Raw genomic sequence first — 19,354 nt, forward strand, 5'->3', positions numbered from 1 at the left:
ATGTGGAGCCAATAATGGCCATTCAAATAAACAAAATAGCCATGAGCCTTGCCTTAATGGCCACCGCTGGTAGTGCCACAGCAGCCGCCAAGCCCAATATTCTTGCCATCATGGACGATGACATCGGCTACTGGAACATCAGTGCCTACAACCAGGGGATGATGGGCTACCAGACCCCGAACCTGGACAGGATCGCCAATGAGGGTCCTCTTAACCGGTCACTACAGATATCACTAAACAATCATCATATCCTGAGAGATAGATTGGCCTTATAGTCCCGGTGAGCAAGACAGAAGTGCCTAAGATATCGGGAACAACCGCCCAATAAACCGCCACCTGCGCGGCTCGCCCTTCGTTCTGCCTGCGCTATGGTTTACCATGCACACAATTGTGGTGCCTGGCACCGCCCACCCTAGCGCCAGGCGCTACCGTCATCGGATACCTCATCTCGAGCAACATGAGCAAAACAGCACACGCGGGCAACGAGCCAACCTTCTACTTCCACGACTACGAAACCTTCGGCATCAGCCCCGCCAAGGACAGGCCGTCGCAGTTTGCCGGTATTCGTACCGATGCGGATTTCAACCTCATTGGCGAGCCGCTGGTCATCTATTGCAAGCCTCCGGCAGACTACCTGCCGGATCCGGAGGCGTGCCTGATTACCGGTATCACGCCGCAAAAGGCGATGAAGGATGGGCTGTGCGAGGCGGATTTCATTCGCCAGATCCACGAGCAGTTCGCCACGCCGAATACCTGTGTGCTTGGCTACAACAGCATCCGCTTCGATGATGAAGTGACCCGCTATACCCTCTATCGCAACTTCTATGACCCCTATGCCTACAGCTGGCAGAACGGCAACTCCCGCTGGGACATCCTCGACATGCTGCGGGCCTGCTATGCCCTGCGCCCGGAGGGGATCGAGTGGGCCTTTGACGATGAGGGGAAACCGAGTTTCCGGCTGGAGAAGCTGACGGTCGCCAACGGCGTGGCCCACGCCAATGCCCACGACGCACTCTCTGACGTACTGGCCACCATCGAGATGGCCAAGCTGGTAAAAAAGGCCCAACCCAAGCTATTCGGGTACCTGTTTGACCTTCGCAACAAGAATAAAGTGAAGGCGCTGATTGACGTGGTGACCATGAAGCCGCTGGTGCACGTCTCCGGCATGTTCTCCCCCTGGCAGGGTTGTGCAAGCTGGGTCTCGCCGCTCGCCTGGCACCCCACCAACCAGAACGCGGTGATCATGGTCGACCTGACCCGTGACCCCACCCCGCTTATCGAGCTCACCAGCGAGGAGATCCGCGAGCGCCTCTATACCAAAAAAGAGGAGCTGGGGGATCTGGCGGGCATTCCGGTCAAACTGGTGCACATCAATAAGTGCCCGGTGCTGGCACCGGCCGCCACCCTGACGGCGGAGCGTGCCGACGAGCTCGGCATCAATCGGGAGCAGTGCCGCAAGAGCCTGGATCTGCTGCGCGCCCATCCCGAGGTGCGGGAAAAACTGGTGGAAGTGTTCAATCAAGAGTTCGCCGGCAGCAATGACAGCGACCCCGATACCCAGCTCTACGCCGGATTCTTTGGCCATGGCGACAAGTCCACCATGGATCTGGTGCGTGCCACCCCCGCGGATCTGCTGGGTGAGCGGGAGTTCGCCTTTACCGACTCCCGGCTGCCGGAGATGCTGTTCCGCTACCGCGCCCGCAACTGGCCACACACCTTGAGCGAAGCAGAGCAGAAGCGCTGGCGCCTGCACTGCAGCGACTACTTCAGCCGCCGTCTGCCGGACTACGTGCCCCGTCTCGAGGCACTGGCCGAGCAGAACCAGAGTAACGAACGGAACTTTACGATTCTAAAGAGTCTCTACCACTATCTGGAAGATTTATGAGTTGTGAGTAGTTTCACAATAAATCCTTCCCGCCCATCCCCTTCTTCAGGTCATAATGAAGAAGGGGATTTCCCCAAAAACCAATATCTTGCAACATCCTGAGCGGATGTCTCCCAAGCAAGAGATCTCTTTGGCCGAACGGAAGCCATTTGCTGATGCCTCGTCACCACGCACTGCTCGGATTACTGGCCCTGCTGCCGCTGGCAGCCAACGCCGCATACCGGTTCGATGTGCCGGATTATCTTGCTCGCCTGCCCGAGCAGACCTATCGCATCGTAGAACAGAACTTCAATACCCTTTATCAGCAGACTGATTTCACTCCCCTGATCACCAACAGCTACTTCAACGGCTCCCATCTCTACAAGTTTGTCGGGGTACCGCTGGCCATCAGCGCCCAGTCAGGTTTCCAGCTGGAGGTGTTTGGTCAGGTCTATAACCGCGCTTCGCAAGCCTATATGCACCTGAGCGAGGATATGTCCCTCTATCGGGTGATGCGGGTCGATCTGATGGGGAACCCCAATGATCAGCTGGCCATCGGTTTTGGTCTGGGGGTGCCCATCACCCCGTTGCTGACCCTCAAGGCGATCGCCTCCGGCAGTGATATCCCGGGCTATGGCTCCGCCAAATACGCCGTCGGTTTTGAGTGGCGTTACTAAAAAACGTGGCTGATAACCGCTGATTGAAACAATTCAGGCTCCGTGATGGAGCCTGAATTGTGTATGGTGACGCTGTGATCAGGTGTAGCGGATCACCCGCCCCGCTCCCCCTTGCAGGGTGACAGCCGTGCCGACTGCCTGTCCCTGCCAAAAATCGGTTCCCCCTTCCGGCAGCAGAAACTCCTGTGGTTGCCCCTCCCAGTTGAACAAGCAGAGCAGAGTACCGCCCTCGGGCAGGCTTACTTCGCCGCAGGCAAAGTCCATCGACTCGAAACGGGCAGAAGGTGTCCGAGCCGCGCAGAGCGTCAACAACTTGCACAGTTGCACCGCCTGCTCCTCATCGAGATCTTGCAGTCGATCACCGGCCAGCATCATGCCGCCGCTCGCCACCAGCGCTGCCAGATGGAAGCTGTAATCCGCCTTACTTGCCTGCTGGGTCGGCAGATCGCGCAGACAGATGCAGTCGGGATCGAGGGCCCAGAGCTTGTCATTCTGCCAGGCACGGCAGAAGGCCTCGCGAGCGATCTGGCGATAGCGATGACCACTGCGCTCCACATCATCGCTCACCCGCATGCCGTGCACCAGCCCGAGGCTTGGCCAGATGGGGGCGTTGCAACCGAGCAGGAAAGCGCCTTCACCAGCACCGCGCAGGATGGCCGCCATACCGCGTCGATAAGCTTCAACCCGGGTGGCGGCCGGATCGTGGAAACGGCCACCGTGGATGGCGCCCCAGAAGTTGGCATCGAGCTTGAAATAGTGGATGCCCCACTGCTCACGCAGGGTACGGAACACCCGCTCAAGGTGCGCCTGTACCTCGGGGTGGGTACCGTCCAGCACATACCAGGGAGTGCAACGCCAACCGCCATAAGTCACTCGTTCGGAAGGGAGCGGCAGGCCGTCATCCCCCTTCACAAACCAGTCGGGATGATCCTGAAACACCTGCGAGCTTGGTTCGGCAATAAAGGGAGCAACCCAGAGAGCGGGCTCGCAGCCAGCCTGTTTGATCTCGGCAGCCAATGAAGCAACACCTTGCTCGAACTTGGCCGATGGAGTGAGCCAATCGCCCATTTTAGCCTGATAGCCGTCGTCGATCTGCACGTAACGCAGGGCCGGGAAACGCTCGGCACGGACCTGCAGGTTCTCGCGAATATCGGCAGCGTTCACCTCGGCGTAGTAGTGATACCAGGAGCACCAACCGCTCGGGCGATCACTCACCTTGCCGATCAGCGAGCCGTGCTCGGCCTCGATCAGCCGTGCCAACTCGGCCAGCAGATCCTCGCGCTCAGCCCCTTCGAGGCAGATCAGCGCCTCGCTCTGCCAGTGCTCACCGGCTGCAAGTTTTCGCCCTTCACAGTTCATCAGGATCTGCAAGCGGCCATCGGGATAGAGACGAAACTCCCCGCCAAAACGGTGGCAGCTGGCAAAGGCGAGCAGCAGCCACCCCTTGCCATGCTCCACCAGCAACAGGTTGTGAATGGTGTGATAGTCATTGTCATCAGTGATGCGATAGACGCTGGCATCGGGACAACGACCGACATGTTGCGGTGATTGCCAGCTACCCATGGTCTGGGCCAGCATCTGGAATCCTTCGCCATAGATGGCGCTCTCCACCGGCAAACCAAGCTTGCCGTCAAACAGCACCCAGCGGTCAACCGAGGTGGCATCAGAACCGGTGTTGTCGAGTCGCACCCGACACAGGGGCCCTTCCCACTGACGGGTTTGCAGCAGATGGGGTGGCAACGCATTATCATTCGCCAGCTGGCGAACTCGGGACAAGAGGGATGTCATCACTACTCCTTGTAGTTCGAAAAAGGGTTCTATCAGACGATGCTCAACAGATAATCTGCATACAAATCAGCTTCAAACGAACTGATTTCAGTTGTTATTGTTTTAATGCCGCGACCCAGCCTCTCTGGTAAACTGCGATTTTTCTTCCCAGTCGATGAGGTTCACGTGATCGCGCAACGCGCCTTGCTGTACTTTCGTGACTTTATGGTCATCGTCGCCTGCCTGCTGGCAGGTAAATCCGTGGCAGCCATCCTGCCTTTCGCCTTTCCCGGCAGCATCATCGGTATGCTGCTGCTCTTCGTGCTGCTCTCCCTGCAACTGATCAAGCTGCACTGGGTCGAGCTGGGCGCAGGCTTGCTGCTGCGCCACATGGGCGTTTTGTTCGTGCCGGTCGCGGTCGGGCTGGTGGCCTGGCTAGAGCCCCTGCGCCAATCCTTCGGCGTCATCATGCTCTGCATCGTGCTCGGGATCGTGCTGATCCTCGCCACCGTCGGTCGGCTCTACCAGAGGATGAACAAATGATCTTCTGGCTAGCGATCCCTCTGACCCTGGCGCTCTATTTCGCCACCCGCGCCCTCTATCGCCGCCTGCCCTGGCCCATCATCAATCCGGTACTGGTGCCGACTGCGGTGATCATCGGCCTGCTGCTCTGGTTTGATCTGCCCCTTGAGCAGTACGAGCGCGGCAGCAGCCCCATTACCATGCTGCTGGAGCCCGCAGTAGTGGCGCTGGCGCTGCCGCTCTATCAGCAGGCGCGCCAGATCCAGGCCAAGCTCAAGCCCATCCTAATCTGTACCCTCGCCTCCGTCTTGATCTCGGTGTGTACAACCCTGCTGATCGGTCACTTTATGGGCACAGATCCGGCGCTGCTCGCCTCATTGGCTACCAAATCCATTACCACCCCGCTCGCCATGAGCGTCAGCCAGTCCATCGGCGGCATTCCCGCCATCGCGGCCGCCGTGGTGGTGGTGGTGGGGATTGTCGGTGCCCTGATCGGCTACCCGCTGCTCAAACTGCTCAAAGTGACCGATCCGGAAGCGCAAGGGCTCGCCATGGGGGCCTGTGCCCACGCCATCGGCACGGCTACTTCCGCCGAGAAAGGGATCACCCAGGGCGCCTTTGCATCGCTCGCCATGGTGGTGTGCGGGATCCTCACCGCGGCCGTCGCCCCGCTGCTGTTTGCCATCTATCACTGGCTGATCTGATCACCCCATTGACCACCTGTTGACCATTCCGGGGGGCCTGCTGGCCTCTCGGGGTGCGACCTGCCGCACAATTTGCACAAGACAAACGTTTCTATTACCATCCCTCTCCGTTTGCCCGTCAGGGCGTGAGCCTGCTCACACATTTACCCGAGCTTGCTCCCTACAATGGCCGCCCAATTGGCCTTTGAGGACACACTATGCATCCCCGTTTTGCCAAGCCATTCGATACCCTCTCTGCCCCGCTCAAAGCAGCCGTGCAGCCCATGCTGGATAGTGCCGACTTCAACGCCCGCTTCACGCCGGAGCAAGTCGCCACCCTGAAAGCCGCCACAGGTCTCGATGATCGCGCCCTGCGCCTCGCCCTGTTACCGCTGGCCGCCGCCTGCTCGGTAGCGCCCATCTCCAAATTTTACGTCGGTGCCATCGCCTGTGGCCTTAGCGGCACCTGGTACTTCGGTGCCAACATGGAGTTTGCAGGGCAAGGGTTGTTCCACTCGGTCCACGCCGAGCAGTCCGCCATCTCCAACGCCTGGCTGGGTGGCGAGACCGGGATCTCTGAAATCACCGTCAACTACACTCCCTGCGGCCACTGCCGTCAGTTCATGAACGAGCTGAGCACCGCCAAGATCCTGAAGGTCTCTCTGCCCGATGACCTGAGCGCCCTGCAATCCTTCCTGCCCCACTCGTTTGGCCCAGCGGACCTCGACATCACGGATGCGCTGATGAGCCCGCAGGATCACGCAGAGCTTGAGCTTCAAAGCGAAGACCCACTGTGGCAGGCTGCGCTGGCCGCCGCCCGTCAAAGCTACGCCCCCTACAGTCAGGGCTATGCCGCGGTGGCGCTGCAGTTTGCCGATGGCCGCATCTTCTCTGGCCGCTACGCCGAGAACGCCGCCTTCAACCCCAGCCTGCCGCCGATGCAGATGGCCTGCGCCCATGCGGTGCTTAACGGTGAAGATCTCGCCACCATCCGCCGCGCCGTGCTGCTGGAGAACAAAAACGGCCAAATCAGCCAGCGTGACTCCGCCCAGTCCACCCTCAAGGCGCTGGGCTCGGTCGAGCTGGAGTATCAGGCGGTCTGACCCCCGGCTTTGCTTCGATAAACGAAAGCCCCCGCACCTTGGTGCGGGGGCTTTTTTACTGTGCCGTTTAACCGGGAGCAGCCGGTGATCCTCACGGCTTGGCGCGGTTGATCACTCCGTCTGACCGGTTGCTGATCAGACCGGTTTCAGCCGCGCGGTGAAGTGGCGCAGCAACGGCGGCTCGTAGTCAAAGGTGAGCCCGCGAATGTCGCTGGCCCGCGCTTTCAGCGCGATCAGGCAGTCGGCCACATAGTCCATGTGATCCCGGGTGTAGACCCGGCGCGGAATAGTGAGGCGCAGCAACTCAAAGTCCGCCGCCTCCTGCTTGCCGGTAGCGGGATCGCGCCCCAGCAACAGGGAGCCAATCTCCACCCCGCGCACGCCCCCTTCCAGATAGAGCTCGCAGGCGAGCGCATGGGCAGGAAACTGCTCGGCCGGAATATGGGGCAGCAGCTTTTTGGCATCGACAAACACCGCATGACCGCCAGTGGGGGTCTGGATGGGGATGCCCGCCTCGGCCAGCCGCTCGCCGAGATAGGCCACCTGACTGATGCGATAGGTGAGATACTCCTCATCCATCCCCTCGCGCAGGCCGATGGCAAGCGCCGCCATGTCTCGCCCGGCGAGGCCGCCATAGGTGACAAACCCCTCCATCGCCACACAGCGCACCTGCACCGCACGGAACAGGTCGAGATCCTCTTTAAAGCAGCAGAGCCCGCCGATATTGACCAGCCCGTCCTTCTTGGCCGACATGGTGAAGATGTCCCCCAGCGCAAACATCTGGTGCACTATCTCCTTGATGCTGCTCTTGGCATAAGCCGGCTCCCGCTCCTTGATAAACCAGGCGTTCTCGGCAAAACGGGCGGCGTCGATCACCACCGGAATCTGGTGACGACGAGCCAGCTCGGAGACTGCCTCCATATTGGCCATGGAGACCGGCTGACCACCGGCGCTGTTGCAGGTCACCGTGATGATGACACCGGCCACGTTGTCGGCCCCCAGGGTTTCGATGGTGTCGGTCAGACGAGGGAGATCAAAATCCCCCTTCCAGGCATAAGGAGCCGTGGTGTCGAGGGCTTTCGGGGTGAGCAGGTTGATGGCTCGTGCGCCAGCCAGCTCCACGTGGGCCTTGGTGGTGTCGAAGTGGTAGTTGGAGATAAAGACCGGCGCCTTGCCCTTGCAGCGCTTGACCAGCTCGGGGAAGAGGATCTGCTCCGCCCCGCGCCCCTGGTGAGTGGGCATCACATGCTGGTAGCCAAAGATCTCGCGCACCGCGCGCTCCAGCTCGACGAAGTTGCGGCTGCCCGCATAGGCCTCATCCCCCATCATGATGCCGGCCCACTGGCGATCGGACATGGCACCGGTCCCACTGTCGGTCAGCAGGTCGATATAGACATCCTCGGCCAGCAGCAGGAAGGGGTTCCAGCCAGCGGCCTCGAGGGCGGCGCGGCGCTCGGCGCCAGTGGTCTGTTTGATGGGCTCGACCATCTTGATACGAAACGGCTCGGGTATACGACGCATATAAGACTCCTCACCGGCGCTGGGCCAGTGCGTTTGAAATCGGAATTGGCAAATAGGCCGGGACGATCAGGGTCGTCCGGCTGACAAATTCAAACGGCGGGTGCCGCCAATCAGCGGTGAGGAAAGTCGAAGGTGAGAATGGGATCCCGGGTATACCAGTGGGCGAGCAGGCAAGCTGCCCGGGGCGTAGCTGTCATGATTGGCATCACTCCCCTCCATATCGGTTGTAGACAGTCGGTGGCCAACAAGATCCATTGATGGATGCTGCCAACGGCAGCCTCGCCACGTTAACGGCTGGTTAATTTGCAAACAAGGGGCGCACCGACGGGCTGTGCGCCCGCTCACAAAGTGGGCATCTGCGCGGCAAACCGGCAGCGAGGTTGATCCGTCCACGCCCCCGCTTCGTTATTCTCCCTACCCACACGCCACATACCCCATCAGCCAAGGCCGGAAGCCATCATGCATCGCAAACCCCATCTGCCCGAGAAGATCTGCCCCGTCTGCCAGCGCCCCTTCAGCTGGCGGCGCAAGTGGGCGCGCAGTTGGGAGGAGGTTCGCTACTGCAGCGAACGCTGTCGCCACGCTCGTCACCACAGCTGCCAACATAACGGGGAGCCAGTGTGATGGAGCTGCGCCTGATTCTCGGCGATCAGCTGAACGCCGCTCACAGCTGGTTTCGCACCCCGGATCCGGCAATCTGCTACCTGATGGCGGAGCTGCGTCAGGAGACCGACTACTGCCGCCACCATCGCCAGAAGGTGTTGGCCTTCTTTGCCGCCATGCGCGCCTTCGCGGCAGCACTCACCCAAGCGGGCCACCGCGTCTGTTACCTGACCCTCGATGAGAGCGCCCGCTGGCCCGACTTGCCCGGCTTGCTGGAGGCTCAACTCGAAGCACATCAGGCCAGCAGCTTTGCCTGGCAGAGCACGGACGAGTGGCGCCTCGCCAGCCAGTTGCAAGCATGGGCGGCGGGCCTTGCCATCCCTGCTACCGAGGTGGAGAGCGAACATTTTCTCACCCCCCGCGATGGCTGGCAGCGCTATCCCCACAGCAGGATGGAGTTCTTCTACCGCGCCCTGCGCAAGCAATATCAAGTGCTGCTCGATGAGCGCGGCCAACCTCTTGGCGGGCGCTGGAATTTTGATGATGAGAACCGAGCCAAACTGCCGGCTAGCCAGCCAATCCCGGCCCCCCTCACCTTTGCCAACGAGGTGAGCGAGATTGACGCCATGCTGACCCGCCACGGGGTCTGCACCATCGGCGAGGCAGATGCCAGCAAACTGCCGTGGCCTATCACAAGACGTCAGAGTCGCGAGCTGCTGGCCCATTTTCTGGCGTACTGCCTGCCCCACTTTGGGCGCTATCAGGATGCCCTGAGCGAGCGGGGCTGGAGCCTGTTTCACAGCCGCCTGTCGTTTTCCCTCAACAGCAAGATGCTTCATCCGCTTGAGGTGATCCGCGCCGCCGAATCCCACTGGCAGGCCAATCAGGCCACTATCACGTTGGCACAGGTGGAGGGCTTTATTCGCCAGATCCTCGGCTGGCGCGAGTTTGTCCGCGCCCTCTACTGGGAAAAGATGCCCGACTATCAGCGCACCAATTTTCTGGGGGCCAACCGGCCGCTGCCCGGTTTCTTCTGGAGCGGCGAAACCAGGATGACCTGCGTGCGCCACGCCATCAACCAATCCCTTGAGCACGGTTACGCCCACCATATCCAGCGGCTGATGGTGACCGGCAACTTTGCCCTGCTGGCGGGGATCGATCCTGATGAGGTTGATCAGTGGTATCTCGGCATCTATGTGGATGCCATCGAGTGGGTCGAGCTGCCCAACACCCGCGGCATGAGCCAGTTTGCCGACGGCGGCCTGATGGGCAGCAAGCCCTACGCCAGCAGCGGCGCCTATCTCGAGCGGATGGGCCACTACTGCAAGGGGTGCCACTATCAGGTCAAAGCGCGCCACGGCGACGGAAGTTGCCCCTTCAACAGCCTCTACTGGCACTTTCTCTGGCGCAATCGCGACAAACTGGGCGGCAATCCCCGCCTCGCCCTCCCCTATGCCAACTGGGATGGCCAAGCCGCAGAACAACAGCAGGCCATTCTGGCCACCGCGGAGCAGTACCTGATCCAGCTGGAGCAGTTGTAAGCGGGCCATAGCCCCTGACACTGCCTTGAAAACAGCGCAGCGATTTACGCTGGCAATCAGGCGCATCATCGCACCAAACACCAGCCTGTGACTGGCAGACAGACGGAGATCCCAATCCTGCGCAGAGCGGTTGAATATCCTGTGGCGGCTGATTATGGTGGTGGCCACATCAGGAGATCAGTCAAGGAAAGACGATATGGAGATAGTGGTTCTCGGTGGTGGCGTAATTGGGGTAACCAGCGCCTGGTATCTGGCCAAAGCGGGTCACAAGGTGACCCTGCTGGAGCGACAAGGTGGCGTCGCCCTTGAAACCAGCCATGCCAACGCCGGGCAGATATCCCCCGGCTATGCGGCCCCCTGGGCGGCCCCCGGCATCCCCCTCAAGGCCGCCAAGTGGATGTTGCAAAAGCATGCCCCCTTCACCGTGCGCCCCACTGCCGACCCCTTCCAGCTACGCTGGATGCTCAGAATGCTCGCCAACTGCACCCCGACCGCCTATGCCACCAACAAGGGGCGCATGGTGCGTCTGGCCGAATACAGCCGCGACTGCATGAAGGCACTTCGCGACGAGCTCAACATCGATTACGAAGGGCGCCAGCTCGGCACCCTGCAGCTGTTTCGCAGCCAATCCCAGCTCGATGCCAGTCAGCGCGATATCGAGGTGCTGGAGGAGTACGGCGTCCCCTACCAGTCGCTGGATGCCAGCGGCTGCGAAGCGGCAGAGCCTGCGCTGGCGCGGGTGCGCGGCAAAATCGTCGGCGGCTTGCGTCTGCCCGGCGACGAGACCGGCGACTGCTTCCGCTTCACCAAGGCCCTTGCCCTTGAAGCCGAGAAGCTCGGGGTCAAGTTCGTCTTCAACTGCGACATCGACGAGATTGAGCAAACCCGCGGCCGCGCCGTGGCGGTGCGGGCGAGCGATCAGCGCTATCGCGCCGATGCCATCGTCTGTGCGCTCGGCAGCTATGCCACCGGCTTTTTGCGGCCGCTGCTGCGCCCGCTCGGGCTGGAGCTGCCGGTCTATCCGGTCAAGGGCTACTCCCTCACCCTGCCGATGATCAATGCCGAGGCCGCGCCGCGCAGTACCGTGCTCGACGAGACCTACAAGGTGGCCATCACCCGCTTTGACGAGCGGATCCGGGTAGGCGGCATGGCGGAGCTGTCGGGCTACAACCTCGCTCTCAACCCCAGACGTCACGACACCCTGGCGATGGTGGTGGGGGATCTTTTCCCCGAGGGGGGCGATATCAGCCAAGCCGAGTTCTGGACCGGCCTGCGCCCCATGACGCCGGACGGCACCCCGCTGGTGGGGCCCAGCCCCATTCCCGGTCTCTGGCTCAATACCGGCCACGGCACCCTGGGCTGGACCATGGCGGCCGGCTCGGGTCAGCTGTTGTGCGATCTTATCAGCGGCAGCGAACCCGCTATCAGCGATGAGGGGCTCACCCTGGCCCGTTACGGCTAAGCGCCCAAGCTGTCGGGCGTTTCACCCGCTTTATTGACAGGCCACCGCCATAAACGGTGGCCTTTTCGTCTGATGTTGACCTTCTCCCTGCCCGTCTGCCTGAGCGGTGCTCTGGCTGCCGGTTAATGCAGCAAACGGCACAGAATATTGCGCAATTCGACTTGCGCAAGCCGTCACAATCCGTAATGTGGATAGACGCATTTTTCGCAGCGCATCTTTTTTAAATGGCCTGTAAACCGCTTGTAAACAGGCGTCGCCAGACAAGGGGTTACGGGTGTCATCGCAAGTTTCTTTAGCAGCAATCCAGGGTAGGACAATATGAAAAAAGTAGGTTTGGTCGGTTGGCGTGGCATGGTGGGATCGGTTCTGATGAGCCGGATGCAGGAAGAGCAGGATTTCGCCCATATTCAACCCACATTCTTCACCACCTCCCAGGCCGGTGAGGCCGCTCCCAACTTCGGCGTCGATGCCGGTACTCTGCAAGATGCCTTCAATATCGAGGCACTGGCCAAGCAGGATATCATCATCACCGCCCAAGGCGGCGACTACACCAAGGATGTCTATCCGCGCCTGAAAGCCGCCGGCTGGCAAGGTTACTGGATTGACGCCGCCTCCTCCCTGCGGATGGAGAAAGACGCCGTCATTATTCTGGATCCGGTCAACGGCGACGTTATCGAGCAGGCCCTGAACGATGGCATCAAGACCTTCGTTGGCGGCAACTGCACCGTCAGCCTGATGCTGCTGGCCCTCGGTGGCCTGTTCAAGGCCGATCTGGTGGAGTGGGTGAGCGTGGCGACCTATCAGGCCGCCTCCGGTGGCGGTGCCCGCCATATGCGCGAGCTGGTCACCCAGATGGGGATGCTTCTGGATGAAGTGGCGGTCGAGCTTGCCGATCCCGCCTCCGCCATTCTCGACATCGAGCGCAAGATCACCGAGAAGACCCGCTCCGGCACCCTGCCGGTAGACAACTTCGGCGTACCGCTGGCCGGTGGCCTTATCCCCTGGATTGACACCAAGCTCGACAACGGCCAGAGCCGTGAAGAGTGGAAGGGTCAGGCCGAGACCAACAAGATTTTGGGTATCGAGAACGCCGTCATTCCGGTGGATGGTCTCTGCGTGCGGATCGGTGCCCTGCGCTGCCACAGCCAGGCGTTCACCATCAAGCTGAAAAAAGATGTGCCGCTGGCGGAGATCGAATCCCTGCTGGCTGCCCACAACGACTGGGTGAAAGTGATCCCCAACGATCGCGACATCACAGCCCGCGAGCTGACTCCAGCGGCCGTTACCGGCACCCTCAGCATTCCGGTCGGTCGTCTGCGCAAACTCAATATGGGCCCTGAGTATCTGGCCGCCTTTACCGTGGGTGACCAGCTGCTGTGGGGCGCCGCCGAGCCGCTGCGCCGCATGCTGCGTATCCTGCTGGCGCGCTAATCCGCCACAGAAGCAGATACAACAAGGGCGGGGAGTCACACTCCCCGCCCTTTTTCATTGCCTGTTTTTATGACCCGTTTAACGAGTTCACGGCCTTGCCATTACTTGAGCAGGATTCGCTGGCAGCCGCTGTAGATCTCGGCCCGTCCGGGGCGGCAAAAGCCCACCAGGGTGAGCCCGGTCTGCTCGGCCCGCTCGACCGCAAGCTCGGTAGCGGCCGAGATGGCGAGCAGGATCTCCACTCCGGCACTGGCGCACTTTTGCACCATCTCGAAGCTGGCGCGGCTGGTCACCAGAATGGCACCGTCACGGCGGCCCGTGCGGCACAAGTGGCCCACCAGCTTGTCCAGCGCAATATGGCGCCCCACATCCTCGCGGATGGCGAGAATGTTGCCTGCACCATCCAGATGCACAGCTGCATGGGTGGCGCCGGTGCGCTGACCCAATAGCTGAAGCGGGCGCAGTGCGCTCAATACCTTGTCGATATGCCCTACCGCCAGACGCTGACTGTCGGGCAAGCTTGGCTGGGTGCGGATCACCTGCTCCAGACTCTCGCTGCCGCAGATGCCGCAACCGGTGCGCCCCGCCAGGGTGCGCCGCTTCTCTTTGAGGCGATGAACGCAGCGATTGGCCAGGGTGATATGCAGCTCAATCCCCTGACAGCCATCGATCTGCTCGATGTCATGGATATCGAGCAGGCTGTCGATGATCCCCTCGGATAGCGAGAAGCCGATGGCAAAATCCTCCAGATCGGAGGCCGAGCACATCATCACGCTGTGGGCGATACCGTTGTAGACCAGCGCCACCGGCGTCTCGGAGGGGAGCGCCATCTCGCTGTCGCAGGTCAAGGTATCGGCGCGGTAGTGCACCACCTCGCGGTGGATGGCGCAGCGGGCCAGCTCGTTCTGTTCGCTCTGCTCGCTAAGCTCGTCACGCGCCTCAAGATCAATTGCCTCTCTCATGGTGCGACCCCGTCAATGATCTCGGGATCCCGGGCCGAAATGCCGAGCCGCTTCATTTTCGAGAGCAAGGTGGTGCGCTTCATGCCGAGGCGGTTGGCCGCCCCCCGCTCACCTGCGACGATGCCGTTGCAGTCACGCAGGGCAGCGATGATCGCCTCGCGCTCATCAATCGGCCCCTCCTCGGCAAAGAGCGGCGTGGCGGGCTCGTCATAGACCAGGGTCTCAATCTTGTGGTAGCCCTTGAGGGGCATCAGCTCATCGGGCGAGAGGTTGAGCACATGGCCGCGGGTCATTACCACGGCGCGCTCGATGACGTTCTCCAGCTCGCGGATATTGCCGTACCAGGGCAGTGACACCAGCATTTTCATGGCATCGGCGGGGATCGAGGTGATGGTGCGGCGCATCCGCTTGGCGATCTTCTTGATAAAGAAGTTCACCAGCAGCGGAATATCCTCGCGCCGCTCGCGCAGGGGTGGCAGCTCTATGGGAAAGACATTGAGACGGTAGTAGAGATCGCTTCTGAAACGCTTGTTCTTGACCATTGAGAGCAGATCGCAGTTGGTGGCGGCCACCAGCCGCACATCCACTGCGATGGGGTTGCTGTTGCCCACCCGCTCCAGCTCGTGCTCCTGCAATACCCGCAACAGTTTGGGCTGCAAGTCCAGCGGCATATCCCCCACTTCGTCGAGGAACAGGGTGCCCTTGTGGGCCCGCTCGAAACGGCCGATCCGCTGGGTCAGGGCACCGGTAAAGGCCCCCTTCTCGTGGCCAAAGAGATCGCTCTCGATAAGGCCGGTCGGAATGGCGGCGCAGTTCACCTTCACCATCTCGTGGTCGTGGCGGGCACTCAGGGCGTGAATGGCCTGGGCGATCAGCTCCTTGCCGGTGCCGGTCTCGCCGAGGATCAGCACGGTACTGTCGCTCTCGGCCACCAGCCGCACCTTCTCCAGCACGCTCTCCATCACCGCGCTCTGGTAGATGATGTGGGGGAACTCCCCCTGCATCTGCGGCTCGTTGATGCGAATGGTCTTCTCTTTGGCACCGTTGGTGTTGGAGATCTCCTGCTGCGCCTGCACGTTGTTCATGGCAATGGCCGTACGCGCCGCCACCTGCTCCAGCAAGGAGATATCGATATCGGCAAAGAAGTCGGCGTTGGGGTGCGAGAGGATCAACACCCCCAGCAGGTTGCCCCGATAGCGCAGCGGCAGAATGCAGGAGCTGTCGGCCTCGGGCGGCAGGATCTGGGAGGTAAACCGGCAGCGATTGCTGCAGCCGTGACCGTGTTCGCGATAGACAAAAAACGGCTCGCTATGACCAAGGGCCCCCTGCAGACACTTCTTTTCAAAACAGGAGTGATCGATGATGCCCGGCTGCTCGCTCTGGTGCTGATTGACCAGATAGCTCTTGAAGCTGTCGGAGGTGGCGTTGTACTCCGCCAGACACAAGCTGCTGATGCCAAAGTGGTGGTGCAGGATGGCAAACAGGCTCTTGGGCAGCTCGGCGATGCGCACCAGTTTGATTACCGCGTTGGTCACATCCACCAGAATTTTGCAGCTGTCGCGCTCAAGGCGCAGAGAGTTGGCCTGCTCCAGGGTGCGCTCCTTGTCGAGTACGTTCTCCAGCGCAATGGCGATAATGGCCGCCAGCTGGGTCAGCTTGGCGAGTGTCTCCATGGTGAAGCTGTCGAGCTGGGTGTTGATAAACTCGACCCCGCCAAGGTGGCTGCGGGCGGTGGTGATGGGGAGCTGGCAGTAGGAGCGCAGCCCCCCGTAGACCCCTTCGCGATCCAGCGCCGGGCAGCGATTCTCAAAGCGGGCGGCAGCGAGAATGATGGCCTGTTCCGGGGTCTCTTTGGTAGGTCGGGGGGAGAGGTGCAGCTCTGCCTTGGGGCAGACCAGATGCTTTGGGCCGGAATGTCCCATGAAGTAGAAGATGGCCTCCTCGTCCGCACCCATGTTGAGGATCAGGTTGACCCGGGTCACGCCGCCGAAGCTGGCATCTATCTTGTTGAGTTTGTGGATAAAATCATCGAGCGTCACGGCCGACAGGAGGGATTTGGAGAGCAGGAGGAAACCGTCGTCCCAGATGGGAGAGATCTCGTCCAGGGGGATGGCACTCACATTTAGCATTGCGGCCTCACGTTATATCGATTTAGTCACCAGTCAGGCTGTCCATGCCATCGCATCACGACAAGCACCCGTCACCAAAATAAATAGCCGCAGCCCGTAAAAGTGGCTGCCAATAAGAAAAGCGGTGACGAAAATTGTCGCATGTTGCAATTCCAGAGTTGTTATTAACGACCGACAACAAAAAGTAACATCGTTATCGGGGGATATATTGGAATGGCGACTCATCATAGATGAGCTCAAATTTCATTACAATCCGATTTAATATATCTGATGGCCATATTTAACCGGTTATTTCATCAGTTCTTGATCTCAATTAAGGCGCCCGAAAAGTGGGCCGCCGTCAACTGTCAGATCTGCCTCTCCTCTTCGCTGGCTGCTTCACTGGCTGCTTCACTGGCTGCGGGTTTCAAGATGGCGTTTGCTGCCCATTCATCGGCAGTTTATGAGGTGATGATCCGGCTGTGGCAGCACTTCAGGCCACCGAAGATAAAGATGGCTGACAGGCTCTGGAAGGCCATCAGCAGCCAGCTGGCGTTGTCGGCAAGCTCGGCGGTGACGCTCTGGTGAGTGAGGTAGATCAGCATGGTGATCACCCCCAGCAGCAGGCAGTTGATCAAGGTGGTGGAGATAAACCCGATCAGCCAGGCACTGGAAATACTCAAGGCGGAAAATACGCTGCCCATGGCGAGCCTTGCTGCCATAAAACAGCCGAAAAAACCGAAGCCCAGCAGAAATATCATCTCGTCGCGCCAAATATAGCAACCTATTCCCAGCAATATCGCCGCCAGATAGGTGCCAATATAGAAAAGTCCGAATAAGCGACCAATTTCATGTTGCATCATTTACTCCCCTTTCTTTGGGTAATAAAAGGGTGCCCGACTCGATAAATCCGAGTCGGGTTCCCTTATTTGTGCAGAACCTCTTTTTTAGGGTGATCAGCCCTTGGCTGCGCTGCGCAATTTCGCCTTGAGCGCGCTGTATTCAGTCTGAACGTACACTTCCGCCTCAGGCTGATTGTCGATACGCTCTATCTTAACCGCGCAGTACTTGTACTCCGGCGTGTGGGAGACGGGATCGACGTGCTCGATGGTGAGCTCGTTACAGGCCCCGATCCACCACTGGTAGGTCATGTAGACCACCCCGGCGTTGACCCGGTCGTTGTAGTTGGCCCGGGTGATCACCTTGCCACGGCGTGACGAGATCCAGACCAGCGCCTGATCCTTCACCCCAAGCTTTTTGGCATCGCTCGGGTGGATCTGCACATAGCCCGGTTCATCGGCCAGGGTTTGCAGCGCCGAGCAGTTGCCGGTCATGGAGCGGCAGGAGTAGTGACCTACCTCGCGCACGGTGGAGAGCACCAGCGGGTACTCGGCACAGGGCTGCTCCAGCGGCGGCCGCCACTCGGAGGCAATCAGCTGACCCTTGCCGCTCGGGGTGGTGAACACGTTCCCCTCGAACAGAGTGCTGGTGCCCGGGTGATCCTCGGTCGGGCAAGGCCACTGCACGCTCTTGAGATCGGCCATCTTGTCGTAGCTGACCCCGGCATAGAGCGGGCAGAGCGCACGCATCTCGTCCCAGATCTCTTCGGTGTTGTGGTACTCCATGGGATAACCCATGGCGGTCGCCATCAGCGAGAAGATGGCCCAGTCCGGTTTCACGTTCTCGGGGGGCGTCACCGCCTTGTAGATACGCTGGAAGCCGCGATCTGCCGAGCTGTAGACCCCTTCGTGCTCGCCCCAGCTGGTGGCGGGCAGAATGACGTCGGCCATCTCGGCGGTCTGGGTCATGAAGATATCCTGCACGATCACCAGCTCCATCCCCGCCAGAGTGCGGCGGAACTGACCGAGATCTGCCTCGGTCTGGGCCGGATCTTCACCGAAGATGTAGAAGGCCTTGCACTTGCCCTCCTCCACCTTGTGGCCAAGCTCCGTCAGGCGATAGCCGGGCTTTTGGGAGAGTGACGCCACGCCCCACGCCTTGGCAAACTTGGCGCTGATCTCGGGATCGGCCACCGACTGATAACCCGGGAACTGGTGGGGCAGCATCCCCATATCACAGGTGCCCTGCACGTTGTTCTGACCGCGAACAGGCCCGCAACCGGTACCGCGACGACCAAAGTTGCCGGTCAGCAGCGCCAGACCCGCCAGCCCCTTGACCACGTCCACCGCCTGACCGTACTGGGTCACCCCCATGCCCCACAGGATCATGGAAGCTGGCGACTCGGCATAGGTGCGAATGGCGGCGCGGATATCGGCGGCTTTCAGGCCGGTGATCCCCTCCACATATTCCGGGGTGTACTTGGCCACCGTCGCCTTGAAGGTCTCGAACCCTTCGGTGTAGTTGGCGACAAATGCCTTGTTGTAGAGCCCTTCATTGATCAACACGTTGGCGAAGGCGTTAACCAGCGCCATGTTGGAACCGTTTTTGAGCGGCAGCCACTGATCGGCGATGCGGGCGGTCTCCACCATACGGGGATCACACACAATCACCTTGGCCCCGTTTGCCTTCGCCTTGAGGATATGGCGGGCTACGATGGGGTGAGAGTCAGCAGCGTTGTAACCAAATACCAGCAGGCACTTGGTCTCTTGAATTTCGGGAATGGCGTTGCTCATGGCGCCGTTGCCTACAGTTGTCTCCAGACCGGAGACTGAGGGTGCGTGTCACACCCTCGCGCAGTGGTCGACGTTGTTCGTCCCAATCACCGCACGGGCAAATTTCTGCATCACATAATTGGCTTCATTGCCGGGGCCACGGGCAGAGCCTGTGGTCATGATGGCGTCCGGGCCATATTTCGCCTTGATGGCAGAGAGACGGCTGCTGGCGAACGCGATGGCTTCATCCCAGGAGACGGATTCGAGCTTGCCACCGCGCTCGCGGCGGATCATCGGGCTCTTGAGACGGGGGGTCAGCAGGTTGGTGTCGTTCAAAAAATCCCAGCCGTAATAGCCCTTGAGGCAGAGTTGCCCCTCGTTGGTCCGGCCGTTGGCGCCTTCGGCCCCTACCACCTTGTCGTTTTCAACCAGCAGGTTGATTTTGCAACCGGTGCCGCAATAGGGGCACACGGTAATGACTTTTTTCATGACTCACAC

General features: G+C 60.5%; 15 protein-coding genes and 1 pseudogene. 10 read left to right on the forward strand and 6 right to left on the reverse strand.

From position 1 onward, the window contains the following. From AACT07_RS08900 to AACT07_RS08910, 3 genes and pseudogenes are all read left to right on the forward strand, one after another. A pseudogene (locus AACT07_RS08900) lies at nucleotides 1–275 on the forward strand (hypothetical protein); the annotation flags it as partial. A 182-nt stretch (nucleotides 276–457) separates the two neighbouring features. Then, on the forward strand, nucleotides 458–1,885 hold the full coding sequence (gene sbcB / locus AACT07_RS08905; RefSeq protein WP_069527297.1) for an exodeoxyribonuclease I: 1,428 nt from the start codon (nucleotides 458–460) through the stop codon (nucleotides 1,883–1,885). Nucleotides 1,886–2,040: 155 nt separating this feature from the next. Continuing rightward, nucleotides 2,041–2,541, forward strand: a complete 501-nt coding sequence (locus tag AACT07_RS08910) for a hypothetical protein (protein ID WP_005360277.1) — start codon at nucleotides 2,041–2,043, stop codon at nucleotides 2,539–2,541. Between the two features lie 78 nt (nucleotides 2,542–2,619). On the opposite strand, the gene AACT07_RS08915 is transcribed toward AACT07_RS08910, so the two are convergent. Further along, nucleotides 2,620–4,329 carry a glycoside hydrolase family 36 protein gene (locus tag AACT07_RS08915; protein WP_069527299.1) on the reverse strand — a complete coding sequence of 570 codons (1,710 nt, stop codon included), beginning with the start codon at nucleotides 4,327–4,329 and terminating at the stop codon, nucleotides 2,620–2,622. A gap of 165 nt (nucleotides 4,330–4,494) precedes the next feature. Here AACT07_RS08915 and AACT07_RS08920 point away from each other — a divergent pair, with 165 nt between their 5' ends. From AACT07_RS08920 to cdd, 3 genes are all read left to right on the forward strand, one after another. After that, a complete protein-coding gene (locus tag AACT07_RS08920; RefSeq protein WP_005333279.1) occupies nucleotides 4,495–4,851 on the forward strand; it encodes a CidA/LrgA family protein in 357 nt (118 codons plus the stop codon). Next, nucleotides 4,848–5,534: an LrgB family protein gene (locus AACT07_RS08925; protein ID WP_005333281.1), complete on the forward strand. Its 687-nt coding sequence runs from the start codon at nucleotides 4,848–4,850 to the stop codon at nucleotides 5,532–5,534. Before AACT07_RS08920 ends, AACT07_RS08925 begins: the two co-directional genes overlap by 4 nt. Before the next feature lie 197 nt (nucleotides 5,535–5,731). Next, nucleotides 5,732–6,616: a cytidine deaminase gene (gene cdd, locus AACT07_RS08930; protein WP_005333283.1), complete on the forward strand. Its 885-nt coding sequence runs from the start codon at nucleotides 5,732–5,734 to the stop codon at nucleotides 6,614–6,616. Nucleotides 6,617–6,751: 135 nt separating this feature from the next. Here the strand turns inward: cdd and AACT07_RS08935 are convergent, their stop codons facing one another. Then, the gene (locus AACT07_RS08935) at nucleotides 6,752–8,137 is read right to left on the reverse strand and encodes a tryptophanase (protein WP_069527301.1); all 1,386 of its coding nucleotides are present in this window, start codon (nucleotides 8,135–8,137) and stop codon (nucleotides 6,752–6,754) included. A gap of 459 nt (nucleotides 8,138–8,596) precedes the next feature. On the opposite strand from AACT07_RS08935, the gene AACT07_RS08940 reads away from it, so the two are divergent. The 4 genes from AACT07_RS08940 (at nucleotide 8,597) to asd (ending at nucleotide 13,174) form a co-directional block, all read left to right on the forward strand. Beyond that, complete coding sequence (locus AACT07_RS08940; protein ID WP_082187509.1) at nucleotides 8,597–8,761, forward strand: DUF2256 domain-containing protein; 165 nt, start codon at nucleotides 8,597–8,599, stop codon at nucleotides 8,759–8,761. Beyond that, a complete protein-coding gene (locus AACT07_RS08945; RefSeq protein ID WP_069527304.1) occupies nucleotides 8,761–10,281 on the forward strand; it encodes a cryptochrome/photolyase family protein in 1,521 nt (506 codons plus the stop codon). The genes AACT07_RS08940 and AACT07_RS08945 overlap by 1 nt, the downstream gene beginning before the upstream one ends. A gap of 154 nt (nucleotides 10,282–10,435) precedes the next feature. Next, complete coding sequence (locus tag AACT07_RS08950; RefSeq protein WP_339373779.1) at nucleotides 10,436–11,743, forward strand: D-amino acid dehydrogenase; 1,308 nt, start codon at nucleotides 10,436–10,438, stop codon at nucleotides 11,741–11,743. A 318-nt stretch (nucleotides 11,744–12,061) separates the two neighbouring features. Further along, on the forward strand, nucleotides 12,062–13,174 hold the full coding sequence (gene asd / locus AACT07_RS08955; RefSeq protein ID WP_069527309.1) for an aspartate-semialdehyde dehydrogenase: 1,113 nt from the start codon (nucleotides 12,062–12,064) through the stop codon (nucleotides 13,172–13,174). Between the two features lie 101 nt (nucleotides 13,175–13,275). Here asd and fdhD read toward each other — a convergent pair whose 3' ends face one another. The 4 genes from fdhD to fdhF all read right to left on the reverse strand — a co-directional run bounded on the left by fdhD (nucleotide 13,276) and on the right by fdhF (nucleotide 19,345). Continuing rightward, entirely contained in the window at nucleotides 13,276–14,136 is an 861-nt protein-coding gene (gene fdhD, locus AACT07_RS08960) for a formate dehydrogenase accessory sulfurtransferase FdhD (RefSeq protein ID WP_253182238.1), read from the reverse strand. Beyond that, entirely contained in the window at nucleotides 14,133–16,265 is a 2,133-nt protein-coding gene (locus AACT07_RS08965) for a sigma 54-interacting transcriptional regulator (RefSeq protein WP_005360246.1), read from the reverse strand. Before AACT07_RS08965 ends, fdhD begins: the two co-directional genes overlap by 4 nt. A gap of 440 nt (nucleotides 16,266–16,705) precedes the next feature. Next, nucleotides 16,706–17,104, reverse strand: a complete 399-nt coding sequence (locus AACT07_RS08970; RefSeq protein ID WP_069527402.1) for a hypothetical protein — start codon at nucleotides 17,102–17,104, stop codon at nucleotides 16,706–16,708. 96 nt (nucleotides 17,105–17,200) lie between these two features. Next, the gene (gene fdhF, locus AACT07_RS08975; RefSeq protein ID WP_083249939.1) at nucleotides 17,201–19,345 is read right to left on the reverse strand and encodes a formate dehydrogenase subunit alpha; all 2,145 of its coding nucleotides are present in this window, start codon (nucleotides 19,343–19,345) and stop codon (nucleotides 17,201–17,203) included. Nucleotides 19,346–19,354 lie beyond the last annotated feature (9 nt).

Source organism: Aeromonas sp. ANP5 (assembly GCF_963870295.1).
GTDB lineage: Bacteria > Pseudomonadota > Gammaproteobacteria > Enterobacterales > Aeromonadaceae > Aeromonas > Aeromonas veronii.

Bases quoted from the DNA above. Each gene is read 5' to 3' on its own strand.
- sbcB (WP_069527297.1), top strand. From the start codon at position 458: ATGAGCAAAACAGCACACGCGGGCAACGAGCCAACCTTCTACTTCCAC.
- AACT07_RS08910 (WP_005360277.1), top strand. From the start codon at position 2,041: ATGCCTCGTCACCACGCACTGCTCGGATTACTGGCCCTGCTGCCGCTG.
- AACT07_RS08915 (WP_069527299.1), bottom strand. From the start codon at position 4,329: ATGACATCCCTCTTGTCCCGAGTTCGCCAGCTGGCGAATGATAATGCG.
- AACT07_RS08925 (WP_005333281.1), top strand. From the start codon at position 4,848: ATGATCTTCTGGCTAGCGATCCCTCTGACCCTGGCGCTCTATTTCGCC.
- cdd (WP_005333283.1), top strand. From the start codon at position 5,732: ATGCATCCCCGTTTTGCCAAGCCATTCGATACCCTCTCTGCCCCGCTC.
- AACT07_RS08935 (WP_069527301.1), bottom strand. From the start codon at position 8,137: ATGCGTCGTATACCCGAGCCGTTTCGTATCAAGATGGTCGAGCCCATC.
- AACT07_RS08940 (WP_082187509.1), top strand. From the start codon at position 8,597: ATGCATCGCAAACCCCATCTGCCCGAGAAGATCTGCCCCGTCTGCCAG.
- AACT07_RS08945 (WP_069527304.1), top strand. From the start codon at position 8,761: ATGGAGCTGCGCCTGATTCTCGGCGATCAGCTGAACGCCGCTCACAGC.
- AACT07_RS08950 (WP_339373779.1), top strand. From the start codon at position 10,436: ATGGTGGTGGCCACATCAGGAGATCAGTCAAGGAAAGACGATATGGAG.
- asd (WP_069527309.1), top strand. From the start codon at position 12,062: ATGAAAAAAGTAGGTTTGGTCGGTTGGCGTGGCATGGTGGGATCGGTT.
- fdhD (WP_253182238.1), bottom strand. From the start codon at position 14,136: ATGAGAGAGGCAATTGATCTTGAGGCGCGTGACGAGCTTAGCGAGCAG.
- AACT07_RS08965 (WP_005360246.1), bottom strand. From the start codon at position 16,265: ATGCTAAATGTGAGTGCCATCCCCCTGGACGAGATCTCTCCCATCTGG.
- AACT07_RS08970 (WP_069527402.1), bottom strand. From the start codon at position 17,104: ATGCAACATGAAATTGGTCGCTTATTCGGACTTTTCTATATTGGCACC.